Annotated in this window: 23 protein-coding genes and 1 pseudogene; 17 read left to right on the forward strand and 7 right to left on the reverse strand. The window is 69.7% G+C overall.

All coding sequences use genetic code 11. The annotated features are described in order from the left end of the window. Positions 1–33 precede the first annotated feature (33 nt). The 6 genes from SROS_RS08750 to SROS_RS08775 form a co-directional block, all read right to left on the reverse strand. Positions 34–1002, reverse strand: coding sequence for an ABC transporter substrate-binding protein (locus SROS_RS08750; protein WP_012888548.1), 969 nt, complete (start codon positions 1000–1002; stop codon positions 34–36). Between the two features lie 446 nt (positions 1003–1448). Continuing rightward, positions 1449–2453: a methyltransferase gene (locus SROS_RS08755; RefSeq protein ID WP_012888550.1), complete on the reverse strand. Its 1005-nt coding sequence runs from the start codon at positions 2451–2453 to the stop codon at positions 1449–1451. A 22-nt stretch (positions 2454–2475) separates the two neighbouring features. Continuing rightward, entirely contained in the window at positions 2476–3261 is a 786-nt protein-coding gene (locus SROS_RS08760; RefSeq protein ID WP_012888551.1) for an ABC transporter ATP-binding protein, read from the reverse strand. Between the two features lie 9 nt (positions 3262–3270). Further along, positions 3271–4062, reverse strand: coding sequence for an ABC transporter permease (locus SROS_RS08765; protein ID WP_012888552.1), 792 nt, complete (start codon positions 4060–4062; stop codon positions 3271–3273). Further along, positions 4062–4850: an ABC transporter permease gene (locus SROS_RS08770; RefSeq protein ID WP_012888553.1), complete on the reverse strand. Its 789-nt coding sequence runs from the start codon at positions 4848–4850 to the stop codon at positions 4062–4064. Before SROS_RS08770 ends, SROS_RS08765 begins: the two co-directional genes overlap by 1 nt. After that, complete coding sequence (locus SROS_RS08775; protein WP_012888554.1) at positions 4847–5830, reverse strand: ABC transporter substrate-binding protein; 984 nt, start codon at positions 5828–5830, stop codon at positions 4847–4849. The genes SROS_RS08770 and SROS_RS08775 overlap by 4 nt, the downstream gene beginning before the upstream one ends. Before the next feature lie 494 nt (positions 5831–6324). Here SROS_RS08775 and SROS_RS08780 point away from each other — a divergent pair, with 494 nt between their 5' ends. From SROS_RS08780 to ffh, 5 genes are all read left to right on the forward strand, one after another. Further along, on the forward strand, positions 6325–9474 hold the full coding sequence (locus SROS_RS08780; protein WP_012888555.1) for a sensor histidine kinase: 3150 nt from the start codon (positions 6325–6327) through the stop codon (positions 9472–9474). Between the two features lie 43 nt (positions 9475–9517). After that, the gene (locus SROS_RS08785; protein WP_197048434.1) at positions 9518–9931 is read left to right on the forward strand and encodes a roadblock/LC7 domain-containing protein; all 414 of its coding nucleotides are present in this window, start codon (positions 9518–9520) and stop codon (positions 9929–9931) included. A gap of 84 nt (positions 9932–10015) precedes the next feature. After that, positions 10016–10414 (forward strand): DUF742 domain-containing protein, encoded by a 399-nt coding sequence (locus tag SROS_RS08790; protein WP_043651616.1) that lies wholly within the window; start codon positions 10016–10018, stop codon positions 10412–10414. A 13-nt stretch (positions 10415–10427) separates the two neighbouring features. Next, positions 10428–10988, forward strand: coding sequence for a GTP-binding protein (locus SROS_RS08795; RefSeq protein ID WP_031158879.1), 561 nt, complete (start codon positions 10428–10430; stop codon positions 10986–10988). 118 nt (positions 10989–11106) lie between these two features. Next, positions 11107–12657 carry a signal recognition particle protein gene (gene ffh / locus SROS_RS08800; RefSeq protein ID WP_012888559.1) on the forward strand — a complete coding sequence of 517 codons (1551 nt, stop codon included), beginning with the start codon at positions 11107–11109 and terminating at the stop codon, positions 12655–12657. 295 nt (positions 12658–12952) lie between these two features. On the opposite strand, the gene SROS_RS08805 is transcribed toward ffh, so the two are convergent. Beyond that, the gene (locus SROS_RS08805) at positions 12953–13858 is read right to left on the reverse strand and encodes a hypothetical protein (RefSeq protein ID WP_012888560.1); all 906 of its coding nucleotides are present in this window, start codon (positions 13856–13858) and stop codon (positions 12953–12955) included. Between the two features lie 269 nt (positions 13859–14127). On the opposite strand from SROS_RS08805, the gene rpsP reads away from it, so the two are divergent. From rpsP to SROS_RS08865, 12 genes and pseudogenes are all read left to right on the forward strand, one after another. Next, positions 14128–14589 (forward strand): 30S ribosomal protein S16, encoded by a 462-nt coding sequence (rpsP, locus tag SROS_RS08810; protein ID WP_012888561.1) that lies wholly within the window; start codon positions 14128–14130, stop codon positions 14587–14589. A gap of 1 nt (position 14590) precedes the next feature. After that, positions 14591–14833: an RNA-binding protein gene (locus SROS_RS08815; protein ID WP_012888562.1), complete on the forward strand. Its 243-nt coding sequence runs from the start codon at positions 14591–14593 to the stop codon at positions 14831–14833. A 91-nt stretch (positions 14834–14924) separates the two neighbouring features. Then, positions 14925–15440 carry a ribosome maturation factor RimM gene (gene rimM / locus SROS_RS08820; RefSeq protein WP_012888563.1) on the forward strand — a complete coding sequence of 172 codons (516 nt, stop codon included), beginning with the start codon at positions 14925–14927 and terminating at the stop codon, positions 15438–15440. A 1-nt stretch (position 15441) separates the two neighbouring features. Further along, entirely contained in the window at positions 15442–16209 is a 768-nt protein-coding gene (trmD, locus tag SROS_RS08825) for a tRNA (guanosine(37)-N1)-methyltransferase TrmD (RefSeq protein WP_012888564.1), read from the forward strand. Positions 16210–16478: 269 nt separating this feature from the next. Continuing rightward, positions 16479–16832, forward strand: a complete 354-nt coding sequence (gene rplS / locus SROS_RS08830; protein ID WP_012888565.1) for a 50S ribosomal protein L19 — start codon at positions 16479–16481, stop codon at positions 16830–16832. 152 nt (positions 16833–16984) lie between these two features. Further along, positions 16985–17854 carry a signal peptidase I gene (gene lepB, locus SROS_RS08835; RefSeq protein ID WP_012888566.1) on the forward strand — a complete coding sequence of 290 codons (870 nt, stop codon included), beginning with the start codon at positions 16985–16987 and terminating at the stop codon, positions 17852–17854. A 9-nt stretch (positions 17855–17863) separates the two neighbouring features. Further along, a complete protein-coding gene (gene lepB / locus SROS_RS08840) occupies positions 17864–18526 on the forward strand; it encodes a signal peptidase I (RefSeq protein ID WP_012888567.1) in 663 nt (220 codons plus the stop codon). An 89-nt stretch (positions 18527–18615) separates the two neighbouring features. Continuing rightward, positions 18616–19302 carry a ribonuclease HII gene (locus SROS_RS08845; RefSeq protein WP_012888568.1) on the forward strand — a complete coding sequence of 229 codons (687 nt, stop codon included), beginning with the start codon at positions 18616–18618 and terminating at the stop codon, positions 19300–19302. A 39-nt stretch (positions 19303–19341) separates the two neighbouring features. Then, positions 19342–19665, forward strand: a complete 324-nt coding sequence (locus SROS_RS08850) for a DUF2469 domain-containing protein (RefSeq protein ID WP_012888569.1) — start codon at positions 19342–19344, stop codon at positions 19663–19665. Between the two features lie 109 nt (positions 19666–19774). Beyond that, a complete protein-coding gene (locus SROS_RS08855; protein WP_012888570.1) occupies positions 19775–20128 on the forward strand; it encodes a YraN family protein in 354 nt (117 codons plus the stop codon). 51 nt (positions 20129–20179) lie between these two features. Next, positions 20180–20431 (forward strand): annotated as a pseudogene (locus SROS_RS08860) (magnesium chelatase domain-containing protein); the annotation flags it as partial. A 106-nt stretch (positions 20432–20537) separates the two neighbouring features. Next, entirely contained in the window at positions 20538–21368 is an 831-nt protein-coding gene (locus SROS_RS08865; RefSeq protein ID WP_012888571.1) for a DUF6907 domain-containing protein, read from the forward strand. Positions 21369–21395: the final 27 nt, after the last annotated feature.

Genomic DNA, 21395 nt, shown 5'->3' on the forward strand with positions numbered 1-21395 from the left:
AGGGCGGGCGGCTCGTCATCCGGATGCGGGCCCTCACCCCGCCACGAGGGCGGTGGCGTCGATCCGGGTCCTGGTCAGCCCGAACTCGGACATCAGGTCGGCCACCCGCTGGATCCGGGCGGCGTCGAGTGAGGTGCTGAACGTGGCCAGGGTCATCGCGGCCGCCACGTCGGCCGGGATCTTGGTGAAGGACGGGATCACCCTGTCGATCTCGGAGCGGTCGGCGGCGGCCAGCTTCTGGGCCCTGCCCAGGGCGCGCTGGAAGGCGGCGGCGGTCTTCGGGTTCCTGGCCGTCCAGTCGGCGCTCGCCGCCCAGCCGTCCAGCGGCAGTCCCTCGGTGGGGCCGGTGAGGGTGTCCACCAGCACGCGGGCCGACAGGTCCTTCTTGGCGGCCGAGATGTAGGGCTCGGTCGTCCAGGCCGCGTCGACGCGGCCCGCGCGCAGCGCCGCGAGCTGCTCGGCGAAGGGCACCGGCACGAAGCTCACGTCCGCGGGGGTGAGCCCGGCGGCTTTCAGATGGGCGCTGGTGGCCACCTCGCCCAGTGCCTTGACCACGTTCACCGCGATCTTCTTGCCCCTGAGGTCGCCGATCTCCTTCAGCGGCGAGTCGCCGGTGACCAGCACGCCGTTGACGCCCGGCGCGCCCTGCTGGGACTCCACCAGCATCTTGAGCTTGGCCACCCCGGAGTCCTGGATGGTGATCAGGGAGACGTAGCTGGTCAGGAAGGTGTCGATGCCGCCGTTGAGGATCTTCGGCATGACGGCCTGGGGCGCCTGGATGGTCTCCGTCCTGACGGTCAGCCCCTCCTCCTTGAAGAAGCCCTTCTCGATCGCGATGAACAGCGGCGCCGCCGAGGGGACGGGCACCACACCCACGGTGATCTCCGTCTTCTCCGGCCCGTCGCCGGCCGAGGGCCGGGCGGCGCCGCCGTCCACGCCCCCGCAGGCGCTGAGCGCCAGCGCGGCCACCAGCCCGGCCAGACAGGCACGTCTGACTCCCATGAACTCTCCTTTGGACGGGTGCTGCATTTCATGAGCGGAATCGGAACGGGCCGATGCGCCTAATAGATCACCCGTCCCGGCGGCTTTTGAAGCGACAGTGACTCTAGCGGAGGGAATTCGACTCGGCCATGGCGATTCCATCGGGCGGCTCCAGTGGAAAACCATCCGAAATCAACTATTAAGACGATACATAAATTCATGATTCATGATCTTGAATGGAGGCCGGTCCGACGGAATGGCGGCCGGGGGGCGGCGACGCATGCGCGTATTGACGGTCGAAGGAGGAATCGGCGCTCTCGCCACCGCGCTCGGCCCGAACGCCGCGAGAATCGAATGCGTGGTCGCCGAGCCGGCCGTGGAATTGCGCCAGGAGCCGGTGACGCGGGCTCTCCGAAACGCCGAAGGCCGGTGACGCGGATCTCCACGTCACCGGCCTTCCGCCCGGGTCAGATCGGCAGTGCCTCGACGATGCTCGACCCGCCCGGCAGCTCCACCCGGCGGCTCAGCCGGAAACCGGCCTTGCCCAGCAGCTCGCCGTACTCGGAGGCGCTGCGCTCCATGCCCTCGCCGAACAGGGCGAGCATCCGCATGTCCACGTCCTTGCTGATGTGGGCGCTGTCGTCGTCCGGCACGACGAACTCGACCAGGAGCACCCGGCCGTCGTCCGCGATGACGTCCCGGATGTTGCGCAGGATCCGCACGGCGTCCTCGTCGGACCAGTTGTGGATCACGCTGCCCAGCAGGTAGGCGTCCGCCCCGGCGGGCACCGAGGCGAAGAAGTCCCCGCTGACGCATTTGCACCGATCTTCAAGACCGGCCTCGGCGAAGAACTCCCGTGACCCCGGGACCACCTGTTCCAGGTCGAACAGGATTCCTCGCATGTCTGAATGGGCCTTCAGGACGGCGGCCAGGATGTGCCCCTTGCCGCCGGCCACGTCCACCAGGGTGCGCACGCCGGAGAAGTCGTAGCGGGAGGCCACGGCGTCCGCGAACGGCAGGGCCCTGGCCACCATGTAGTCGTCGAACAGGCGCCCGGCCCCGGGGTTGTCGCCGAGGTAGCCGTAGAGGGGCCCGTGCCGCTCGACGAAGGCCGACCTGCCGGTCCGCACGGTCTGGGCGACCGTGCCCATGCCGTACCAGAAGCCCTCCTCGGCGATCATCCGTACGGCGGACCGCAGCGAGTCGGGCACGTCGCCGCGGAGCGTGGCGCCCGCCTCGGTCAGCTCGTAGGTCCCGGCCGCCGCCGTCGCCACCATGCCCATGGCGGCGAGCTGGCGGAGCACCCGGCCGAGCGCCGCCGGGTCCGCCCCGCATCGGACCGCGAGCTCCTCGACGCTCAGCGGCCCGTCCTTCAGGTGATCGGCGCAGCCCAGCTCGGCCATGGTGGCCAGGGCGGCGAAGCGGGAGACCCCGCCGATCGCATCCCAGACCGGTGCCTGTGGGTCGCTCATTGGCAGTCCTCTCTTACTGGTCTTACTGGGGGGCGGAGGCCGGTTGGCTCCGCATGCCGCGGACCAGGCGGCCGACCTCGGCGCGCAGGTGCACGAAGTCGGGGTGCTCCCGCGTGGTGATCTGGTCGCGCGGTCCGGGCAGGTCCACGCGGAGGTCGCCCACGATCCCGGCCGGGGCCTTGGACAGGACCACGACGCGGTCGCCGACGTAGACGCTCTCGTCGATGTCGTGGGTGATGAGCACGATGGTCATGTTGTGGAGGCCGCGGACCTGCAGGGTGAGGTCCTCCAGCTCCTCGCGGGTCTGGGCGTCCACCGACCCGAAGGGCTCGTCCATCAGCAGCAGGGCGGGGCGGTAGGCGAGGGCGCGGGCGATGGAGACCCGCTGCTGCATGCCTCCGGACAGCTGCCACGGGTATTTGGCCGCGGCCCCCTCCAGGCCGACCTGCTCCAGCGCCTCCAGCGCCGCCTCCCGGCGCCGCTTCTTGTCCATTCCCTTGCGGCGCAGGGGGAGGGAGACGTTGTCGGCCACCGACATCCAGGGGAACAGGGAGCGGCTGTAGTCCTGGAAGACCACGGCCAGGTTGTCCGGTGTCTGCTCGACGGGAGAGCCGTTGAGCACCACCTGGCCGCCGGTGGGCCGCAGGAGCCCGGCGATGGAGCGCAGCAGGGTCGACTTGCCGCACCCCGAGGGGCCGACGATGCACACCAGCTCGCCCTCGGCGACCGACAGGTCGATGCCGCCCAGCGCATTGTGCGCGCTCGGTCCGCTGCCGTAGGTGTGGGTCAGGTTGGAGATCTCAAGCACAGCAGGTCCTCAGGTCGTCTGCTTGGCGGTCCGGTGCCAGGACAGGACGCGTCGTTCGGCCGCGAGGAACGCCGAGTTGAGCACATATCCCAGGACACCGAGTACCACGATGGTCCCCCACACGCCGGGGAGGTCGTAAGACCTCTGGGCGTCCAGGAGCTGGAAGCCGATCCCGTCGGTGCTGCCCACCAGCTCGGAGATGACCATCAGGATCAACGCCAGGGACAGGCTGACCCGCAGACCGGCGAAGATCTTCGGCATCGCCGCGGGGAGGACGAGCAGGAACAGCCGCTGCTTGAGCGACAGCCCGAAGACCCTGGCGGTGTCCACGTACTGGCGGTCGATGTGCCGGGCCCCTTCGGCCGCGTTGATCAGCACCGGCCAGATGATGCCGAACACGATCACGTTGATCTGCATCTGCGGGCCGATGGCGAACAGCGCCATGAAGAACGGCAGCAGCATGGGCGGGGGGATGGCGCGGGCGAACTGCACGAGCGGGTCCACGAACCGGAAGTACAGCGGCCGGCGGCCCAGAACGAGCCCGACGGCGGTCCCGATCACTCCGGCCAGCACCCATCCGGCCAGCAGCCGGCCGATGCTCGCCGGGATGTTCTCCAGCGCCGCGTCGGTGAGCCACAGCCGCTCGGCCGGGCCGGTCAGCCACATCTCGTACATGCTCGCGGCGATCGTCGTCGGCGGCGGGAAGGAGAGATTCTCCGCGGCGCGGGTGACGAGCTCCCAGACCACCAGCACCACCGGCACCGCCCACAGGCGGCCGGCGGCGCGCAGGACGCGGTTCATCAGACCACCTCGGTCCGGGCGGTGTGCCAGCGGAAGATCCGCCGTTCCGCCAGCACGAACAGGCTGTCGGTGACCAGGCCGATGACTCCGGCCCAGATGGCGGTGGCGATGATGTACACCATCGCGTCGGGGCTGCCGCCCACCTCGATGAGGAAGACGCCGATGCCGTCGGAGCCTCCGGCGAGCAGCTCCACGCTGATCGCCACGATGAGCGCGATCGCCGAGGCCAGCCGTACGCCGGTGGCGACGAACGGCGCGGTGCTCGGCAGCGACACCCGCCACAGCACGGACAGCGGGCCGAACCCGAAGCTGCGCAGCGTCTCCTTGGCGAGCGGATCGACGTCCTTGAGCCCGTACAGCGTGTTCATCAGGACCGGCCAGGTGGCGGCGTAGACGATCAGCGTGATCTTCATGTCGAACCTGTCGGAGAACAGGGCGAGCGCCAGCGGGATCAGCGCCAGCGACGGGATCGGGCGGAGGAACTCCAGGACGGGCCGGAGTGCGGTCTCCGCACGCGGCAGGGTGCCGAGCACGAACCCGGCGGGTACGGCGATCATGACGGTGAGCAGGAGCCCCAGCGCCCAGGCGCCGAGGGTCGAGACGACGTCGAGGAGGAAGTCCGCGTCGGTCGCGAGCTCGGCCGCGCGGCCGAGCACCGTCGAGGCCAGCGGAAACACGATCGGGCTGATCAGCCCGGTCCGGCCGGTTGCCTCCAGGACACAGAACAGCCCTGCGGCGCCGAGGGCGCCGCAGAGCGGTTTGCTGTCGAGCAGGCGCCGTCCGATCACCCGGAGTTTCCGAGGAGGAGGGACTTGGCCTCGATCTTGCTCTTCAGCAGGCCCTGCTCGAGCATCAGGTCGGCCACCCGCTGCAGGCGGGTGGCGTCAAGGCTGGTGGGGAAGGTGCCGAGCGTGATGACGGCGGCGGTGGCCGCGTCGATCCCCTTGGTGTAGGTCGGCAGGATCTCCTCGACGGCCTTGCGGTCGGCGGCGGAGATCTTCTGGGCCTCGGCGACCGCGCGCTGGAAGGCGGCGACGGTCTTGGGGTTCTTGGCGGCGAAGTCCTCGGTGACGATCACGCCGGCGATGGGGAAGTCGGCGGTCGAGTCGACCATGGTGTCGGCGAGCTTCTGGGCGCCGATGTTCTTCTGGACCGCGGTCAGGTGCGGCTCGGTCATCCAGGCCGCGTCGACCACGCCCTGCTCCAGCTTGCCGGCCATGTCGGGGAAGGGGAACTCCAGGAACTCGACGTCCTTGTCGGTCAGTCCGTGCGTCTTGAGCACGGAGGTCACCGACAGGGTGCCGATGTTCCTGAGGCTGTTGACCGCGATCTTCTTGCCCTTCAGGTCGGCCGGGGTCTTGATCGAGGAGTCCTTGGCCACCATGAGGTTGAAGGAGTTCGGGGTCGCCTGGTAGAGGTCAGAGATGATCTTCGGCTTGTTGCCGGCCGCCGTGGCCAGGAAGGTGGAGACGTAGTTGGTCTGCGTGGCGTCGAGGGAGCCGCCGAACAGGGACTGCTGCGCCTGGGCGCCACCCTGGACCACCTGGATGTCGACCGTCAGGCCCTCTTTCTGGAAGAAGCCCCTCTTGTTGGCGATGTAGAGCGCGGCCGAGTCGGGGATGGGCAGCGCGCCAATCGTGATCTTGGTCTTCTCAAGCCCGCTCGCGTTGGCGGTGTCGGTCTTGGCGTCCGAACCACCACAGGCGCTCAGGGTCAGCACGGCGGCGAGCCCTGCGACGACCGCCCGGCCCGCAAGTCTGAACCTCATGGGGTCTCCTTAGCTGCGTTTGACCGCCCCGGCCGGAACTCGCTGGAAGCTACTGGAAGCTAGCGGGCGACATGGAGATGTCCCGGGAGGCACGTGATCAAGGGGGGTATGCCGACCGCGGATCAGAGTAGCGGAGTAGATCGCCCAAATTACAAATATCGGCCTAAAGGGCCAAAAGGGTCATAATCGGACTTTCTTGCCCTGTGCCCGTGAATCGCGATGGCTGGGATTTGTCTAGTCGTCGCAGTCAAGGGTGTCAAGAAAGGTATTTCATCGCTTTGTGAAAATTCGCACGTTCGGTCGGAGAGTGACTGTCCGGTTACGCGCCATGTGTGCCGGTTGCGCATAAAACGCGAGTTATGTGCTGTTGGCTGAACTCATCCGGCTGTGCTCCAATAACCCCTACCCCATGGATGCGTCGGCGTCACTTGCACATCATTTGCGTGACGCGATCCCCTCCAAGCAGACGATCCGAGGAGAGGCAGCGGAGGCCAGTGAGGACAGCGTCAATCCCCAGCGAACGCGAATCCGGGGCGGCATCCCCCCCGGCGTTCGACGCCCAGGGGGTGCCGCCGGAAGGCGGCCAGGCTCCGGACCTCGACGGTCGTGGACCCGAGACGAACGGCAGCAAGCTCGCGCTCAAGAACTGGCGCGTGCGGACGCGGCTGATCGCGCTCATCGTCATCCCCACCGCCGCCGCGATCATCCTGGGCGGCCTGCGGGTGACCACGTCGATCAGCACCGCCGCCGAATACGAGCGGGTGCGGACCAGCGCCGAGCTGGTCGCCGAGCTGAGCGACCTGGCGCACAACCTGGAGGCCGAGCGCGACCTGTCGGCCCGGTTCGTCGCCCAGGGCCGCGGCAGCACCGGCAAGGCCAGGCTGCAGGAGCAGTACCGGGCCGTCGACCAGGTGGCCAAGAAGGCCAGGGACCGCATCGACCTCATCATCGGCAGCAATGCCGACGAGGGCTTCGGCGAGCGGGGCAAGACCGAGCTCGCCCAGATGCGCAGCCGCATCGACGAGCTTGACAGCGTCCGCAAGACCGCGGTCGGCACCCAGCTCCCCGCCCAGCCCACGATCGCCATGTACTCCCGGACGATCGCCGACCTGCTGGCCCTGCACGACGAGATCATCCAGGGTGTCGCCGACCAGGAGCTCGCCGGCAGCGCGACCGCGTTCGGCGCGCTGTCCAGGGCCAAGGAACAGGCCTCCAGGGAACGGGCGAACCTCGCTATCGCCCTCGCCGACAGGACCTTCACCTCCGAAGGCCTGAACGCCATGCTGGCCGCCCGCGCGCAGCGCGACAGCGAGCTCGCGGCCTTCCGCTCCGACGCCTCGGTCACCCAGCGCCAGCTCTACGACGACACCGTGAGCAGCCAGAAGAAGGACCGCGCGGAGTCCATGCGCGCCCGCGCCCTCGTGCTGGCCGTCGAGGGCGCACCGCTCGTCCGCATCGACGTCTCCAGGACCGGCGCCGGCGACCAGACGACCTGGTTCGACGCCTCCTCCGACACCATCGAGCGGATGCGTGCGGTGGAGAAGCGGATCGCCGACACCCTGATCACGCAGAGCCGCGTCCTCCAGGAGTCCGAGCAGCAGGGCGCGCTGATCGCCGGTGGGCTGAGCGTGCTGCTGCTCATCCTCGTCCTCGTCATCACCGCGATCATGGCGCGGTCGCTGGTCAGGCCGCTGCGCACGCTGCGCACCGAGGCCCTGTCCATCGCCGGCCAGCGCCTCCCGGACACCGTGCAGAGCATGCGCGAGAGCGGCGAGGCCGCGGCCGAGGACATCGCCCCGATCGGGGTGGCCTCCGACGACGAGATCGGCCAGGTCGCCCGCGCCTTCGACGAGGTGCACCGCGAGGCCGTACGGCTGGCCGGCCAGGAGGCGACGCTGCGGAGCAACGTCAACGCGATGTTCGTCAACCTCTCCCGGCGCAGCCAGACCCTGGTCGAACGCCAGCTGTCCCTCATCGAGAGCCTGGAGCAGGGCGAGCAGGACGAGAGCCGTCTCGGCAGCCTGTTCCGCCTCGACCACCTGGCCACCCGCATGCGCCGCAACAGCGAGAACCTCCTGGTCCTCGCCGGCCAGGAGCCCGCGCGCCGGTGGAGCCAGCCGATCCCCCTGATCGACGTGGTCCGCGCCTCGCTCTCCGAGGTCGAGAACTACGAGCGGGTGGACCTGCGGCTCTCCGCCGGTGTGGCCGTGGTCGGCACCTCCGTCAACGACGTCGTGCACCTGATCGCCGAGCTGGTGGAGAACGCCATCTCCTTCTCCCCCCGGGAGACCAAGGTCGTCGTGTCCAGCAACCGCATCGACGGCGGCGGCGTGATGGTCTCGGTCACCGACATCGGCATCGGCATGACTCCCGAGGAGCTCGGGCAGGCGAACTGGCGGCTGGCCAACCCGCCGGTGGTGGACGTCTCGGTCTCCCGCCGCATGGGCCTGTTCGTGGTCGGCCGGCTGGCCCTGCGGCACGGCATCCGCGTGCAGCTCCGCCAGCAGGACAGCGGCGGCCTGACCGCCATGGTGCTGCTCCCCGAGGCCCTGCTCGCCGCCGCCGGCGCCCACCCGGGCGGCACGGCCGTGCCGCAGGGCGGCGACTGGGCCGGGTCGATGAGCCCCATGGACCGGGCGCCCGTGCTGGCCAGCCCCACCGCGCTCGACCCCGCGCAGCAGGCGTTCGCCTCGTTCGACGCCGCCCACCCCTTCACCTCCTTCGACATGGGGCAGCAGTTCGGCTCCTTCGACGCCGGGCAGTCCTCACCGGGCGGCGGCTACTTCGGCCAGGCGCCGGTCGACACCCCGTGGCCCGGCCACGTGCCGCCACCGGGAGCCGACTCCGGCTGGCCGAACACCTCCCAGACGGACACCGGCGTGTGGCCGAACGCGCCGATGCGCGGCGGCGACTCCGGGGCCTGGCCGAACCCGCCCGCCCGTGAAGGCGACTCCGGGATGTGGCCGAGCGCGCCGATGAGCGGCGGCGACTCCGGGATATGGCCCACCCCGCCCTCCCGCGAGGGCGACGGCGGAGCCTGGCCGAACCCGCCCGCCCGCGAGGGCGGGGCCGGGGGATGGCCGTCCACCGCCGACTCGGGGCCGTTCGAACGGCGCACCTTCGAGCCGGCCGACAGCACCGGTCCGCTGCCCGTGGTCCGCGACTCCTCGCCCATGGAAGAGGCGAAGGAGGAGTTCCTGCCGATCTTCGCCGCGGTCGAGTCCGACTGGTTCAGGAAGGTCGAACCCGCGGCGCCCGTCCAGGACCTGACCGAGGAGCTCAAGGACGCGGTCTCCCCCCAGCCCGCGCCCGCCTCCGACGCCTGGTCCTCGCCCGCGGACGCGGGCTGGCAGGCCGCCCAGGCGGCGAGCGAACCCTCGCTCGGCGGGATCACCGGTTCCGGGCTCCCCAAGCGGGTGCCCAAGGCGAACCTGGTGCCCGGTACGGCCGCACCCGACCCGGGTGCGGCCCCCCAGACCCCCGTACTCCGGCCGACCGTCTCCCCCGAGGCGGTGCGCAACAGGCTGGCGAGCTTCCAGCAGGGAGTACGGCAGGGCCGCGCGGCGGCCAGGGGCGAGGCCGGCGACGGGCAGCCGTATCCCGACTTCGGTCGGGACGTTGAAGGAAACAAGGAGGACCGGTGAGCGAGCTCATCATGGTCGCCAAGGAGGATGACACGTGCGCGAAATGAGCCAGGCCGCCCGGGGGGTCAATTGGCTGATCACCGACTTTGTGAACAACGTCCCAGGCGTGGCGCACACGGTCGTGGTGTCGGCGGACGGTCTGCCGTTGGCGTATTCCGACGGATTCCCCCGGGACCGGGCGGACCAGCTGGCGGCGGTCGCGGCCGGTCTGATCAGCCTGACCCAGGGGGCTTCCAGGGTATTCGAGGGCGGAGCGGTCACCCAGACGGTGGTGGAGATGCAGCGAGGGCTGCTCCTCATCATGTCGATCAGTGACGGCTCCTGCCTCGCCGTACTGGCCGCCGCCGACTGTGACATGGGTCTGGTGGCCTATCAGATGACCCTGCTTGTCGAACGAGCGGGGCAGGTGCTGACGCCGGCCGTCCGCGCCGAACTCCAGGCCTCCCACCCCAGGTGAGGACGATGATCCTAGGAGGATGCCGTGGCAGGCCGCGGCTGGGCTGGTGAAGGTGACCCGCTGGGCGGGTCGCCTTATCAGTCGATGGACGACCCCTATCGGCAACAGGGGGGTCCTTCACATCTCATGCAACCGGCACCGGCGGAGCAGAGCTCCCTGGTCCGGCCGTATGCCGTGACCGGGGGGCGGACCGCCCCCCGGACCCAGCTCGCCATGGAGGCACTCGTCTCCTCGGCGACGTCCGCACATCATGATCTATCCACCCGCACTCCGGAGTATCAGGCGATCAGCGCCCTGTGCCGGCAAGTGCGTTCGGTCGCTGAGATCTCTGCGATGCTCCGCATCCCGCTCGGCGTGACCCGGATCCTGGTCGCGGACATGGCGGCCGAGGGTCTGATCCAGCTGCATCAGCCGCAGCTGGACGCGGGCAAGCCGGATCTCAACCTGCTGGAAAGGGTGCTCAGTGGACTTCGCAGGCTCTAGCCGCGGCGGCGGCCTGACATCGACGAAGATCGTCGTCGCCGGTGGATTCGGTGTGGGTAAGACCACGTTCGTGGGGGCGGTGTCGGAGATCCTCCCCCTGACCACGGAGGCGGTGATGACCGACGCCAGCGCCGGCATCGACGACCTCGGTCTCACCCCGAACAAGACCACCACCACGGTCGCGATGGACTTCGGCCGTGTATCGCTGGACCGGGACCTGATCCTCTACCTGTTCGGCACGCCCGGCCAGCACCGGTTCTGGTTCATGTGGGACGACCTCGTGCGCGGCGCGATCGGCGCGATCGTGCTGGTCGACACCCGGCGGCTGGCCGACAGCTTCCCGGCGATCGACTACTTCGAGGAGGCCAAGCTCCCCTTCGTGGTCGCGGTCAACGGCTGGGACGGGACCTATCTGCACGGTGAGGAAGAGGTGCGGGAGGCGCTGACGCTGGCGCCGCACATCCCGATCTCACGGACCGACGCGCGCTCGCGCGACGCGGTGAAGGCCACGCTCATCACGCTGGTGGAGCACGCGCTGACCATGCGGATGGCCGTTCCCGGCTGGGGGCGCTGACCACGCGGGCAGGCGTTCCCGGGTGGGGGCGCCGACCGTCGGGGCGTTAGTCACGCCTCCCAACGGATAGGCTGGGGGGTCGAGTCGCAGACCTGTAGCGCAGAGGCTGGCCAATCACGTGTTCGAGACGCTTTCCGACCGGCTCACATCGGTCTTCTCCTCCCTCCGTTCCAAGGGTCGGCTGTCCGAGGCCGACATCGACGCGACCTGCCGCGAGATCCGCATCGCGCTGCTCGAGGCTGACGTCGCGCTGCCCGTGGTCAAGACGTTCGTCGCGCAGGTCAAGGAGCGCGCCCGCGGCGTCGAGGTCTCCCAGGCGCTGAACCCGGCGCAGCAGGTCGTCAAGATCGTCAACGACGAGCTGATCGAGATCCTCGGCGGCGAGACCCGGCGGCTCCGCTATGCGAAGAACCCGCCGACCGTCATCATGCTCGCGGGTCTCCAGGGTGCCGGCAAGACCACCCTGGCCGGCAAGCTCGCCCGCTGGCTGCGTGACCAGAACCACGCGCCCATGCTGGTCGCCGCCGACCTTCAGCGTCCCAACGCGGTCCAACAGCTCCAGGTCATGGCCGAGCGGGCGGGGGTCGCGGTCTACGCGCCCGAGCCCGGCAACGGCGTCGGCGACCCCATCGAGGTGGCACGCCAGTCGATCGACCACGCCAGGCGGCAGCAGCACGACATCGTCATCATCGACACCGCCGGCCGCCTGGGCATCGACCAGGAGCTGATGAAGCAGGCCGCGGACATCCGCGACGCGGTGTCGCCCGACGAGGTCCTGTTCGTCGTCGACGCCATGATCGGCCAGGACGCCGTCTCCACGGCCCAGGCCTTCATGGAGGGCGTCGGCTTCGACGGCGTCGTGCTCACCAAGCTCGACGGTGACGCCCGGGGTGGCGCGGCCCTGTCGGTCCGCCACATCACCGGCAAGCCGATCATGTTCGCGTCCACCGGTGAGAAGCTCGAGGACTTCGACGCCTTCCACCCGGACCGGATGGCCTCCCGCATCCTCGACATGGGTGACATCCTCACCCTGATCGAGCAGGCCCAGAAGACCTTCGACGAGCAGGAAGCCGCCAAGATGGCGGGCAAGCTCGCCTCGGGTGAGGGCTTCACGCTGGAGGACTTCCTCGAGCAGATGATGATGGTCCAGAAGATGGGCCCCATCAAGAACCTGCTCGGCATGATGCCCGGCATGGGGCAGATGCGCGAGCAGATCAACCAGGTCGACGACCGCGACCTGGACCGCATCGCCGCCATCATCCGCTCGATGACCCCGGGCGAGCGCCAGAACCCCAAGATGATCGACGGCTCTCGCCGGGCCCGCATCGCCAAGGGCTCCGGGGTGACGGTGACCGAGGTGAACGGCCTGGTCACCCGCTTCTTCGACGCGCAGAAGATGATGAAGAGGATGGCCGGCGGGATGGGCATCCCCGGCATGCCCGGCGGGCGCAAGGCGAACAAGGCCGCGCAGAAGAAGTCGGCCAAGGGGCGGCGGGTCAGCGGTGACCCGCGCAAGGCGGCGCTGGGCAAGGGTTCCTCCGGTCCGGCCGACGCCCCCGCGAGCACGGGAGGCGCTCTCGGCAACCTGGGAGCCGGTCAGCTCCCGCCCGGCCTTGAGCTGCCGCCGGGCTTCGACCCCTCGAAGTTCAAGTTTCCCGGGCAGAAGTGAGCGACGACAGGTTCCACGGGCGGGCCCGGTGGGTCTGGCTGGCCATCATGGTGGGCTTCATCGCCGTGGCGGCGCTGGAGCTGCTGGGAGTGCGGCCCGGATAGGGCGTGGAGAGCGGGGGTGGCGGACGGATCCGCCGCCCCCGCTCTGTCCTGTCCCGGTCACCCCTGCCCCGGTCACCCCGGCCCTGTTCCGTCGCCGGCGCCTCCGCGTCCTGTGAAGTCCCGCCGCCCGCCCTCCGCCTCGCGGGCTCCCTCCCGGGGGTCCGGTCATGCGGGGCCGCGGGCGGGAGCGGTCAGGCCGAAGGCCGTGAACAGTCGGCCGGTACGGCCAGCATGCCCAGCAGCGAGTCGGCGAACATCGGCGTGCCGTCCGGGCCGCCTGTGGTGGGCGGCGCTGAGGCAGGCGCCCCGGACGGGGTGGGGGCGGGCGCCGGGGACGGGGTGAGGCCCGGCTCCCGCCTCGCGGCGTCCGGGGCGCAGTCGACGCTGGCCCCGCCCAGGGTCACCTCGGCGAGCGGTCCGTCGTAGACGACGTCGCCCGAGGCGCCGACCATGCGCCCGCTGATGGCGAGGGTCATCCCGGCCTCGGCGGCCCGGGGCCCGCCTCCGGTGTGCGGGGAGGTCTTCCGGACGTCGGTTCTGACGACGGTCAGAACCGCAGTCGTCACCCCGGGATAGCCGAGCTGGACGCCCGTCGCCGGGATGCTCGTCGTCCCGGCCTCGACCGGCTGGCCCAGCACGGCCACGGAGCCGGGGGCGGCCACGACCGAGGAGCCCACCGGACCGGACGGCCGCCAGCTGACGCCGGTCCGCACCGTGCCGGTGACCAGCAACGGCAGGCCGGCCCGGGGGTTGAGCCTGAGGTGCCTGACCCTGAACCGGCCGCCGGCCTCCCACGAGACCGGTGCGGCGACCCTCGCCCGGAGCTGCCTGCCCGCCAGCGAGACGAAGGCCCGCACGCCGTCGGGATCGTCCCAGTCCCCGCCGTCCTCACCGCCCGAGGAGCCCATGGAGGCGCGGCCCCAGCTGCCGGTGAACGCCTCCTGCCCAAGGGCGGGGATGCCACGGATCTCCAGTTCGACACCTCTGACCAGGACGAACTCGCCCGTGGCGGCGGTCGCTCTCATGGCGAGCACGGCGCCCAGAACGGCGACGGAACCGGTCGCGGTCAACAGCAGGGACCTCAGGGTGGTTGCCACGGCGGCCAATTAGCGCAGCAGGGCGAGCCGCCCAGCACCTCGGACACACGGGGATTACCGAGATTTGCCCTCTGCGGGCCGTACGAGATGGAGGTTGTTTGGCCGGGCACTCCCATACGTCTGGCACAATGACATGTTGGAACATCGTGACCACGTGGGTGCCCTCTCACCCCCGCGTGCCACGCCTGTCCCTATGAACGGTCCTCTCCTCGTGCCCCACTCGATGAGACGCCGCTCGCCCACGCTCTAATGCAGGAGAGACCACACCAGTGGCAGTCAAGATCAAGCTCAAGCGGCTCGGCATGATCCGCAACCCGCAGTACCGCGTCGTCATCGCCGACAGCCGCACCAAGCGTGACGGCCGGGCGATCGAAGAGATCGGCCTGTACCACCCGAAGGAGAACCCCTCGCGCATCGAGATCGATGCCGAGCGGGCGGCCTACTGGCTGGGTGTCGGCGCGCAGCCGACCGAGCCCGTGCTGAAGCTCCTCAAGCTCACCGGTGACTGGCAGAAGTTCAAGGGCGAGCCGGCTCCGGCTCCGCTCAAGGTCGCCGAGCCCAAGGCCGACCGTCACGCCGCCTACGAGGCCGCGGCCAAGGAGGCGCTGTCCCTGGACGCCGCCGCCACCACGGCGAAGAAGTCGGCCAAGAAGCCCGTGAAGGCCGACGAGCCCGCCGCTGAGACCCCGGCTGAGCCGGTTGCGGAGGAGAAGCCGGAAGGCGAGGCCTGAGGTGCTCGAGGAGGCCCTCGAGCACCTGGTGAAGGGCATCGTCGAGCATCCCGACGAGGTCCAGGTTCACGCTCGCCGCATCCGCAGCGGGCGTGTGCTTGAGGTCCGGGTCCACCCCGAGGACCTGGGCAAGGTCATCGGCCGTGGTGGCCGCACGGCCAAGGCGTTGCGCACTGTCGTGAACGCCCTGGGCGACGGCAAATACGTTCGGGTCGATCTGCTCGACCTGAACGAGGCCCGCTAGCCGACACGAGATTCATCGAGTGAACGGGTCACCCACAGCTGTGGGTGACCCGTTTGCTTTCTGCCACACACGACTACTTTGGGAGGCGGGCGTGCAGCTTGTCATAGGCCGGATCGGCCGCCCGCACGGACTCCGCGGCGACGTGTCCGTGGAGGTGCGCACCGACGATCCGGAGCGGCGTTTCGCCCCCGGGACGGCCGTCGCCACCGACCCCGCGTCGGCCGGTCCGCTCGTCATCGAGTCCCGGCGCTGGCACTCCGGGGTCCTGCTGGTCAGGTTCGAGGGCGTCAACGACCGCAACCGTGCCGAGGACCTCCGCGGCACCACGCTCGTCATCGACTCGGCGGACATCCCGCCCTCCGACGACCCCGACGAGTTCTACGACCACCAGCTCATCGGCCTCGCCGTGCTCACCCCCGACGGCGAGCGGGTCGGGGAGGTCTCCGACGTCCTCCACCACGGTCAGGACCTGCTCGTCGTACGGCGGGGCGGCGCCGAGGTCTACGTGCCGTTCGTGAAGGCGCTGGTCCCCGTGGTCGACCTGGACAAGGGCGTCCTCGTCGTGGACGGGCCCGCCGGCCTGCTCGACCCGGACGAGATCGTCTGACATGCGCGTCGACGTCATCTCGATCTTCCCCGAATACTTCGCCCCGCTCGACGTCTCCCTCATCGGCAAGGCCCGTGAGCGCGGCATCCTCGACATCCACCTCCACCAGCTCCGCGACTGGGCCCACGACGTGCACCGCACGGTGGACGACACCCCCTACGGGGGCGGGCCCGGCATGGTCATGAAGCCGGAGCCGTGGGGTGAGGCGATCGACACCGTCCTCGCCGCCGACCCCGCCGCGCAGCCCAGGATCATCGTGCCGACCCCCAGCGGGGTGCCCTTCACCCAGAAGCTGGCCATGGAGTACGCCGCCGAGCCGTGGCTGCTGTTCACCCCGGCCCGCTACGAGGGCATCGACTCCCGGGTCATGGCCGAGTACGGCTCGCGCATGCGCGTGGACGAGGTCAGCGTCGGCGACTACGTGCTCGCCGGCGGAGAGGTGGCCGTGCTGGTGATGGTGGAGGCCGTCGGCCGGCTGCTGCCCGGCGTGCTCGGCAACGCCAACTCGGCCGTGGACGACTCGTTCGCCCCGGGGGCGATGGAGAACCTCCTGGAGGGGCCGGTCTACACCAAGCCGCCCGAGTGGCGGGGACACGAGGTTCCGGAGATCCTGCTCTCCGGGCACCACGGCAAGATCGCCCGGTGGCGGCGGGACGAGGCGCTCCGCCGTACCGCGAGGAACCGTCTCGAACTGCTGGCCGCACTCGATCCCGAGACGCTGGACAAGCACGACCGGAAGCTCCTGTCGGAGCTCGGCTTCCCCGCCTGACCGGGGCGGCCGCGGCGGGGGAGTCCCCGCCGTTCCCCGGCCCTTCGGACCGCTTCACCGGCCTGCTCTGACAGGTTGATTTCCGGTCGGTCGCGAAAATATGGCAGACTGAAGCGTTGCCGCCGACTGTCCTCTGGTTGGCGTGCGCTGTCGGGCAGATGGGCCTGACTCCCAAGACACCGTCCAATTCAGCACGCGTGTCCATCACGACGCCGCCCATCGCGGCCGGGTGGACCTCCGGGTGCTCGCGTAAATGAGGTACCACTGCCATGCACACGCTGATCACCGAGCTCGAGAAGGCCACGCTCCGCAGCGACGTCCCGGACTTCCGTCCCGGTGACACCCTCGAAGTTCACGTCCGCGTGATCGAGGGCACCCGCTCCCGTGTCCAGGTCTTCAAGGGCTTCGTCCTGCGTCGCCAGGGCAGTGGCGCCCGCGAGACCTTCACCGTCCGCAAGGTCAGCTACAGCGTCGGCGTCGAGCGGACCTTCCCGGTGCACAGCCCGGTCATCGAGAAGATCACCCTGGTGACCCGTGGCGACGTCCGCCGCGCCAAGCTCTACTACATGCGTGACCTGCGCGGCAAGGCCGCCCGTATCCGCGAGAAGCGCGAAGCCCGCTAGAGCCCCTCGCGTCATGCCGTCCTGGCCCGCCCCCTCCCCGGGTGCGGGCCAGTCGCGTGCAAGGAGGTTTGACCTCCTATGGGAAAGACGCATAGCCATGGTGACCCGGCAGGCAGCCGGTCGGTGCCGGCCATCATCTAGGCTCGTCAACGATGACTAGCGAAGACCGGGAGTACGGCGCAGCCTCGCGTCGACCTGTCGAGGACGAGGTGGACGTGGTCGCCGAAGACACCCAGAAGACCGCCACGGACGGCAAGGGCAAGAAGAAGGGCTCCTTCTGGAAAGAGCTCCCGGTCCTGGTCGTCGTGGCACTGGTCCTCGCGCTGATAATCAAGACCTTCGTGATCCAGGCGTTCTACATCCCGTCGGAGTCGATGGAGAACACCCTTCTGACGAACGACCGGGTCCTGGTGAACAAGCTCGTCTACCGGGTCCGTGACATCGAGCGCGGCGACGTCGTGGTCTTCTCCGGCGTCGACTCCTGGGACGGCGAGGTCCGGTTCGAGGAGCCGTCCAACCCGGTCTCCGCGTTCTTCCGCTGGATCGGCACCGCGTTCGGCGTGGTCCCCGGCGAGAAGGACTACATCAAGCGGGTCATCGGCGTCGCCGGCGACACCGTGAAGTGCTGTGACGCCCAGGGCCGGGTCACGGTCAACGGGGTCCCCCTCGACGAGAAGGGCTACCTCTATCCGGGTGACGAGCCGTCCGGTGAGCCCTTCGAGGTCAAGGTCCCGCAGGGCCGCCTGTGGGTCATGGGCGACCACCGTTCGGTCTCCCTCGACTCCCGCTCCCACAAGGGCGACCCGGGTAACGGCACGATCCCGGTGGACAAGGTGATCGGCCGTGCCTTCGTGATCGTGTGGCCGTTCTCCAGGGCGAAGATCCTCCCCATCCCCGACACCTTCCAGCAGCCCGCACTCAAGGCGGCCGTCGCCCTGACGGAGGCAACCCCGCTCGTCGGCGGTCTCGCGGGGGCCGTGCCGCTGGTGATGTGGCGTCGTCGCCGGAACTCAAGGCGGTAGCCGTACCTCATGACTGTGGAACCCGAGAGCAAGCCCGCGGACGCCGGGAACGAGAGCAAGCCCGCGGACGCCGGGAAAGGGAAGCCGTCCGGCAAGGGCGGCCTGCGCGAGACGATCACCCTGCTCGTCTCCGGCGTGGTGGTGGCGCTGCTGCTGCAGGCCTTCGTCTTCCCGACCTTCCGGATCCCGTCGGAGTCGATGGAGAACACCCTGCGGGAGGGCGACCGCGTGGTCGTCAACAAACTGCACGGCGAGACCGAGCGCGGAGACGTGGTGGTCTTCGAGGGCTGGCCGGGCGGTGACACCATCAAGCGGGTCATCGCGGTCGGCGGCGACACCGTGAAGTGCTGTGACGCCCAGAACCGGATCACCGTCAACGGGGTCCCGCTCGACGAGCGGGCCTACCTGCATCCCGACGACTTCGCCTCGGGCGACAAGTTCGAGAAGGTCGTGCCGGAGGGGCGGCTCTGGGTCATGGGCGACCACCGCTCGGCCTCCGGCGACTCGCGCAACCATCAGGAGATGGAGGGGGAGGGCACCGTCTCCGAGGACGACGTGATCGGCCGGGCCTTCGCGATCTACTGGCCGCTCTCCCGCGCGGGCGTCCTGTCGACGCCGGAGATGTTCGCCAAGCCGGAGATCTTCACCGGGGCGGGATCCAGGTCGGAATAGGGAGAGCTCCGCTGAGGTGAGATAGCGGTACCGAACGATCCGGATCGGGCGTACTCTCTGCTCATGGTCGCTATGTCTGCCGTGGTGCCATGACGGTTGCGTTTCGCCCCACGCCGAGCGTGGTCCGGCGGGATTCGGGACTGTACGGCTACGAGCGGGCTCTCGCGCGCCGCGGGCTGGGGCCCGTGGCCGGAGTCGACGAGGCCGGCCGGGGCGCCTGTGCCGGGCCGCTGGTGGTCGCCGCGGTCGTGCTCGGCCGCCGGATCGACGGTCTGAGTGACTCCAAGCTGCTCACCGCCGCCCGGCGTGAATCGCTCTACGAGCGGATCACCGCGACCGCGGGGGCGGTGAGCGTGGTGGTGATCGAGCCGGCCGAGATCGACGCGCGCGGCCTGCACAGATCCAACATCGAGGGAATGCGCAGGGCCGTCGCCCGGTTGTCCTGTGACCTCGGTTATGTGCTGACCGACGGGTTCCCCGTCCCGGGCCTGCCCGTGCCGTCACTCGGCGTCTGGAAGGGGGACCAGGTCGCGGCCTGCGTCGCGGCCGCCTCGATCGTGGCGAAGGTGACACGCGACAGGATGATGACCGCGCTCGGTGACCGTCATCCCGAGTACGGTTTCGCCGTGCACAAGGGGTATGGCACCGTGGGTCATCGCAGGGCACTCGAGACGTACGGCCCGTGTCCGGCCCACCGATTCTCGTTCGCGACGGTGGCGCGGTCCGGGCCGGGTGAGGTGATGAGTGAGAATGAAGTGGGGGCCGGTCTCGCCTGATCAGGCGGGCCGGGAAGGCGTGCGATCAGGAGGACCGGTATGAGCGCAGAGGATCTCGAGAAATACGAAACCGAGATGGAGCTGCAGCTTTACCGTGAGTACCGCGACGTCGTCGGGTTGTTCACCTACGTCGTCGAGACCGAGCGGCGCTTCTATCTGACCAACTCCGTCGACCTGGACGTCCGTACGGCCGAGAACGGTGACGTGTTCTTCGACGTGAAGATGCAGGACGCCTGGGTCTGGGACATGTACCGCCCGGCGAGGTTCGTGAAGAACGTCCGCGTCGTCACCTTCAAGGACGTCAACGTCGAGGAGCTGGCCAAGCCCGACCTGGAGATGCCCAAGGAGGGGTTCTCGAACTGAGGTGTTCTCCACAGCCGCGGGCCGTGCCTGAACGGATGTCCACAGAATCGGGTTCGGCCCTCTGAGGCCGGGGTGAGCTGAGCGAAGGTCGGGAACCGGAGGTGGTTCCATGGCCGCGAAGGACGAGCTCGGCAGGCACGGCGAACAGGTCGCCGTCGACTATCTGCTGGCGCACGGCATGCAGATCCTGGATCGCAACTGGCGATGCCCGGACGGTGAGATCGACGTGGTCGCCCGCGAGGGGCGGGCGCTCGTCGTGGTGGAGGTGAAGACCCGCTCCGGCCGCACCCACGGGACCGCCTTCGAGGCGGTGACCGTGGTGAAGCTCGCCCGCCTGCGCAGGCTCACGGGCAGATGGCTGGCCGAGCGGCGTGAGCGGTTCGACTCCGTCCGCATCGACGTCATCGCCCTGGAGCGGTTCGCCGGAGACCTCGTCATCCGCCACGAGCGGGGGGTGTGCTAGATGCCTCCCGGACTGTCCTGGATCATCCGCCCCGCCTGGGGGGTGGCGTGAGTGGCCGTCGCACGCACGCGCTGCATCGCGCTGGTCGGAGTGACCGGCCACCCCGTCGACGTCGAGGCCGACGTCGGCTCCGGAATGGCCGGCCTGCACCTCATCGGCATGCTGGACACCGCGCTGAGCGAGGCGCGCGACCGGGTCCGCTCGGCGGTGGTCAACAGCCGCTACGGGTGGCCCGACGCGCGGATCACCGTCAGCCTGTTCCCCGCCAGCCTGCCCAAACGCGGAAGCGTGTTCGACCTGGCGAAGAGCAAGCTAGGGCTCACTTAGAAGTACGAAGACGGGCCCGCCCGGTGCGCTAACACCGGAACGAGCCCTTGATCACCACCTGCGCTAACAGGAAGTAGATCCAGTGAGCAAGCGTACGACCCTCACCGTCGAGGGCGCCACTTCCCCCGTGAACCTGCGGACCCGTTCCACCGGCACCGTCCATGTGGCCACCGCCGACGGCCGCTCCCTCTGCCCGGCCCGTGTGGCTGCTGACGGCGTGGAGGTCGTCTCCGCGCCGGTCTCGTGCCGCTCCTGTCTGAAGCTCCAGCCGGTCAAGGTTGTCGAGCGCCAGGAACTCCCCGCCGCGCCGCCGGCCGACATCATCCGCCTGACCGGCGACCAGCTCGACGGCGTCGCCTGCATCCGCTGCAGCGCCACCGACGCCCCCATGGTTCCCGCGGGGACCGGTGAGCGTGGCCAGTTGTTCGAGTGTGCCGACCACGGCCGGGAGTACGGGGTGCGTGGCACCGTCGACCACGGCAACGGCCCCCAGATCCGCACCTACACCGGCACGGACGCCGTCGGCATGCTCGCCGAGCTGCGGGACGTGCAGCACCGGCAGGGCGGCGTGGTGGACGCGGTCGTCGTGTCCCGGCCTGCGGGCGGCGAGTGGGCGCCGGCCGCTCCTTCCTGCTCGGCGTGCCCAGCGTGGTGTCGAGCCGACCACGGCAACGGTGTCGACGTCGAGCACGAGGGGGAGCTCATCACCGTGGCGGCCCCTGAGGCGGCCGAGGGCGTCGAGGTGGTCGCCCGGCTCCTCCAGTTCCCCGGCGGGGCTCTTCGGCTCTCCCTGGGGCTGTACGAGGGCGTGGAGTGCGACGCCGAGACTGAGCTCTTCCTGACCGAGGCCGAGCGCCTCGTCGAACACCTTCAGACCCTCATCACGGCCGCCCGCGCGGGCGCCCGTTCCTGATAGCAGAACGGCCCCGGGCCGGTGCGC

Origin of the sequence: Streptosporangium roseum DSM 43021, from assembly GCF_000024865.1 — a bacterium.
Taxonomy (GTDB): domain Bacteria; phylum Actinomycetota; class Actinomycetes; order Streptosporangiales; family Streptosporangiaceae; genus Streptosporangium; species Streptosporangium roseum.

What these genes read in the sequence shown, in the direction of transcription:
- SROS_RS08750 (WP_012888548.1), bottom strand. Translation starts at nt 1,002, where the DNA reads ATGGGAGTCAGACGTGCCTGTCTGGCCGGGCTGGTGGCCGCGCTGGCG.
- SROS_RS08765 (WP_012888552.1), bottom strand. Translation starts at nt 4,062, where the DNA reads ATGAACCGCGTCCTGCGCGCCGCCGGCCGCCTGTGGGCGGTGCCGGTG.
- lepB (WP_012888566.1), top strand. Translation starts at nt 16,985, where the DNA reads ATGACTAGCGAAGACCGGGAGTACGGCGCAGCCTCGCGTCGACCTGTC.
- lepB (WP_012888567.1), top strand. Translation starts at nt 17,864, where the DNA reads ATGACTGTGGAACCCGAGAGCAAGCCCGCGGACGCCGGGAACGAGAGC.
- rplS (WP_012888565.1), top strand. Translation starts at nt 16,479, where the DNA reads ATGCACACGCTGATCACCGAGCTCGAGAAGGCCACGCTCCGCAGCGAC.
- SROS_RS08850 (WP_012888569.1), top strand. Translation starts at nt 19,342, where the DNA reads ATGAGCGCAGAGGATCTCGAGAAATACGAAACCGAGATGGAGCTGCAG.
- SROS_RS08790 (WP_043651616.1), top strand. Translation starts at nt 10,016, where the DNA reads ATGGACGACCCCTATCGGCAACAGGGGGGTCCTTCACATCTCATGCAA.
- SROS_RS08775 (WP_012888554.1), bottom strand. Translation starts at nt 5,830, where the DNA reads ATGAGGTTCAGACTTGCGGGCCGGGCGGTCGTCGCAGGGCTCGCCGCC.
- SROS_RS08855 (WP_012888570.1), top strand. Translation starts at nt 19,775, where the DNA reads ATGGCCGCGAAGGACGAGCTCGGCAGGCACGGCGAACAGGTCGCCGTC.
- SROS_RS08785 (WP_197048434.1), top strand. Translation starts at nt 9,518, where the DNA reads ATGAGCCAGGCCGCCCGGGGGGTCAATTGGCTGATCACCGACTTTGTG.
- trmD (WP_012888564.1), top strand. Translation starts at nt 15,442, where the DNA reads ATGCGCGTCGACGTCATCTCGATCTTCCCCGAATACTTCGCCCCGCTC.
- SROS_RS08845 (WP_012888568.1), top strand. Translation starts at nt 18,616, where the DNA reads ATGACGGTTGCGTTTCGCCCCACGCCGAGCGTGGTCCGGCGGGATTCG.
- SROS_RS08755 (WP_012888550.1), bottom strand. Translation starts at nt 2,453, where the DNA reads ATGAGCGACCCACAGGCACCGGTCTGGGATGCGATCGGCGGGGTCTCC.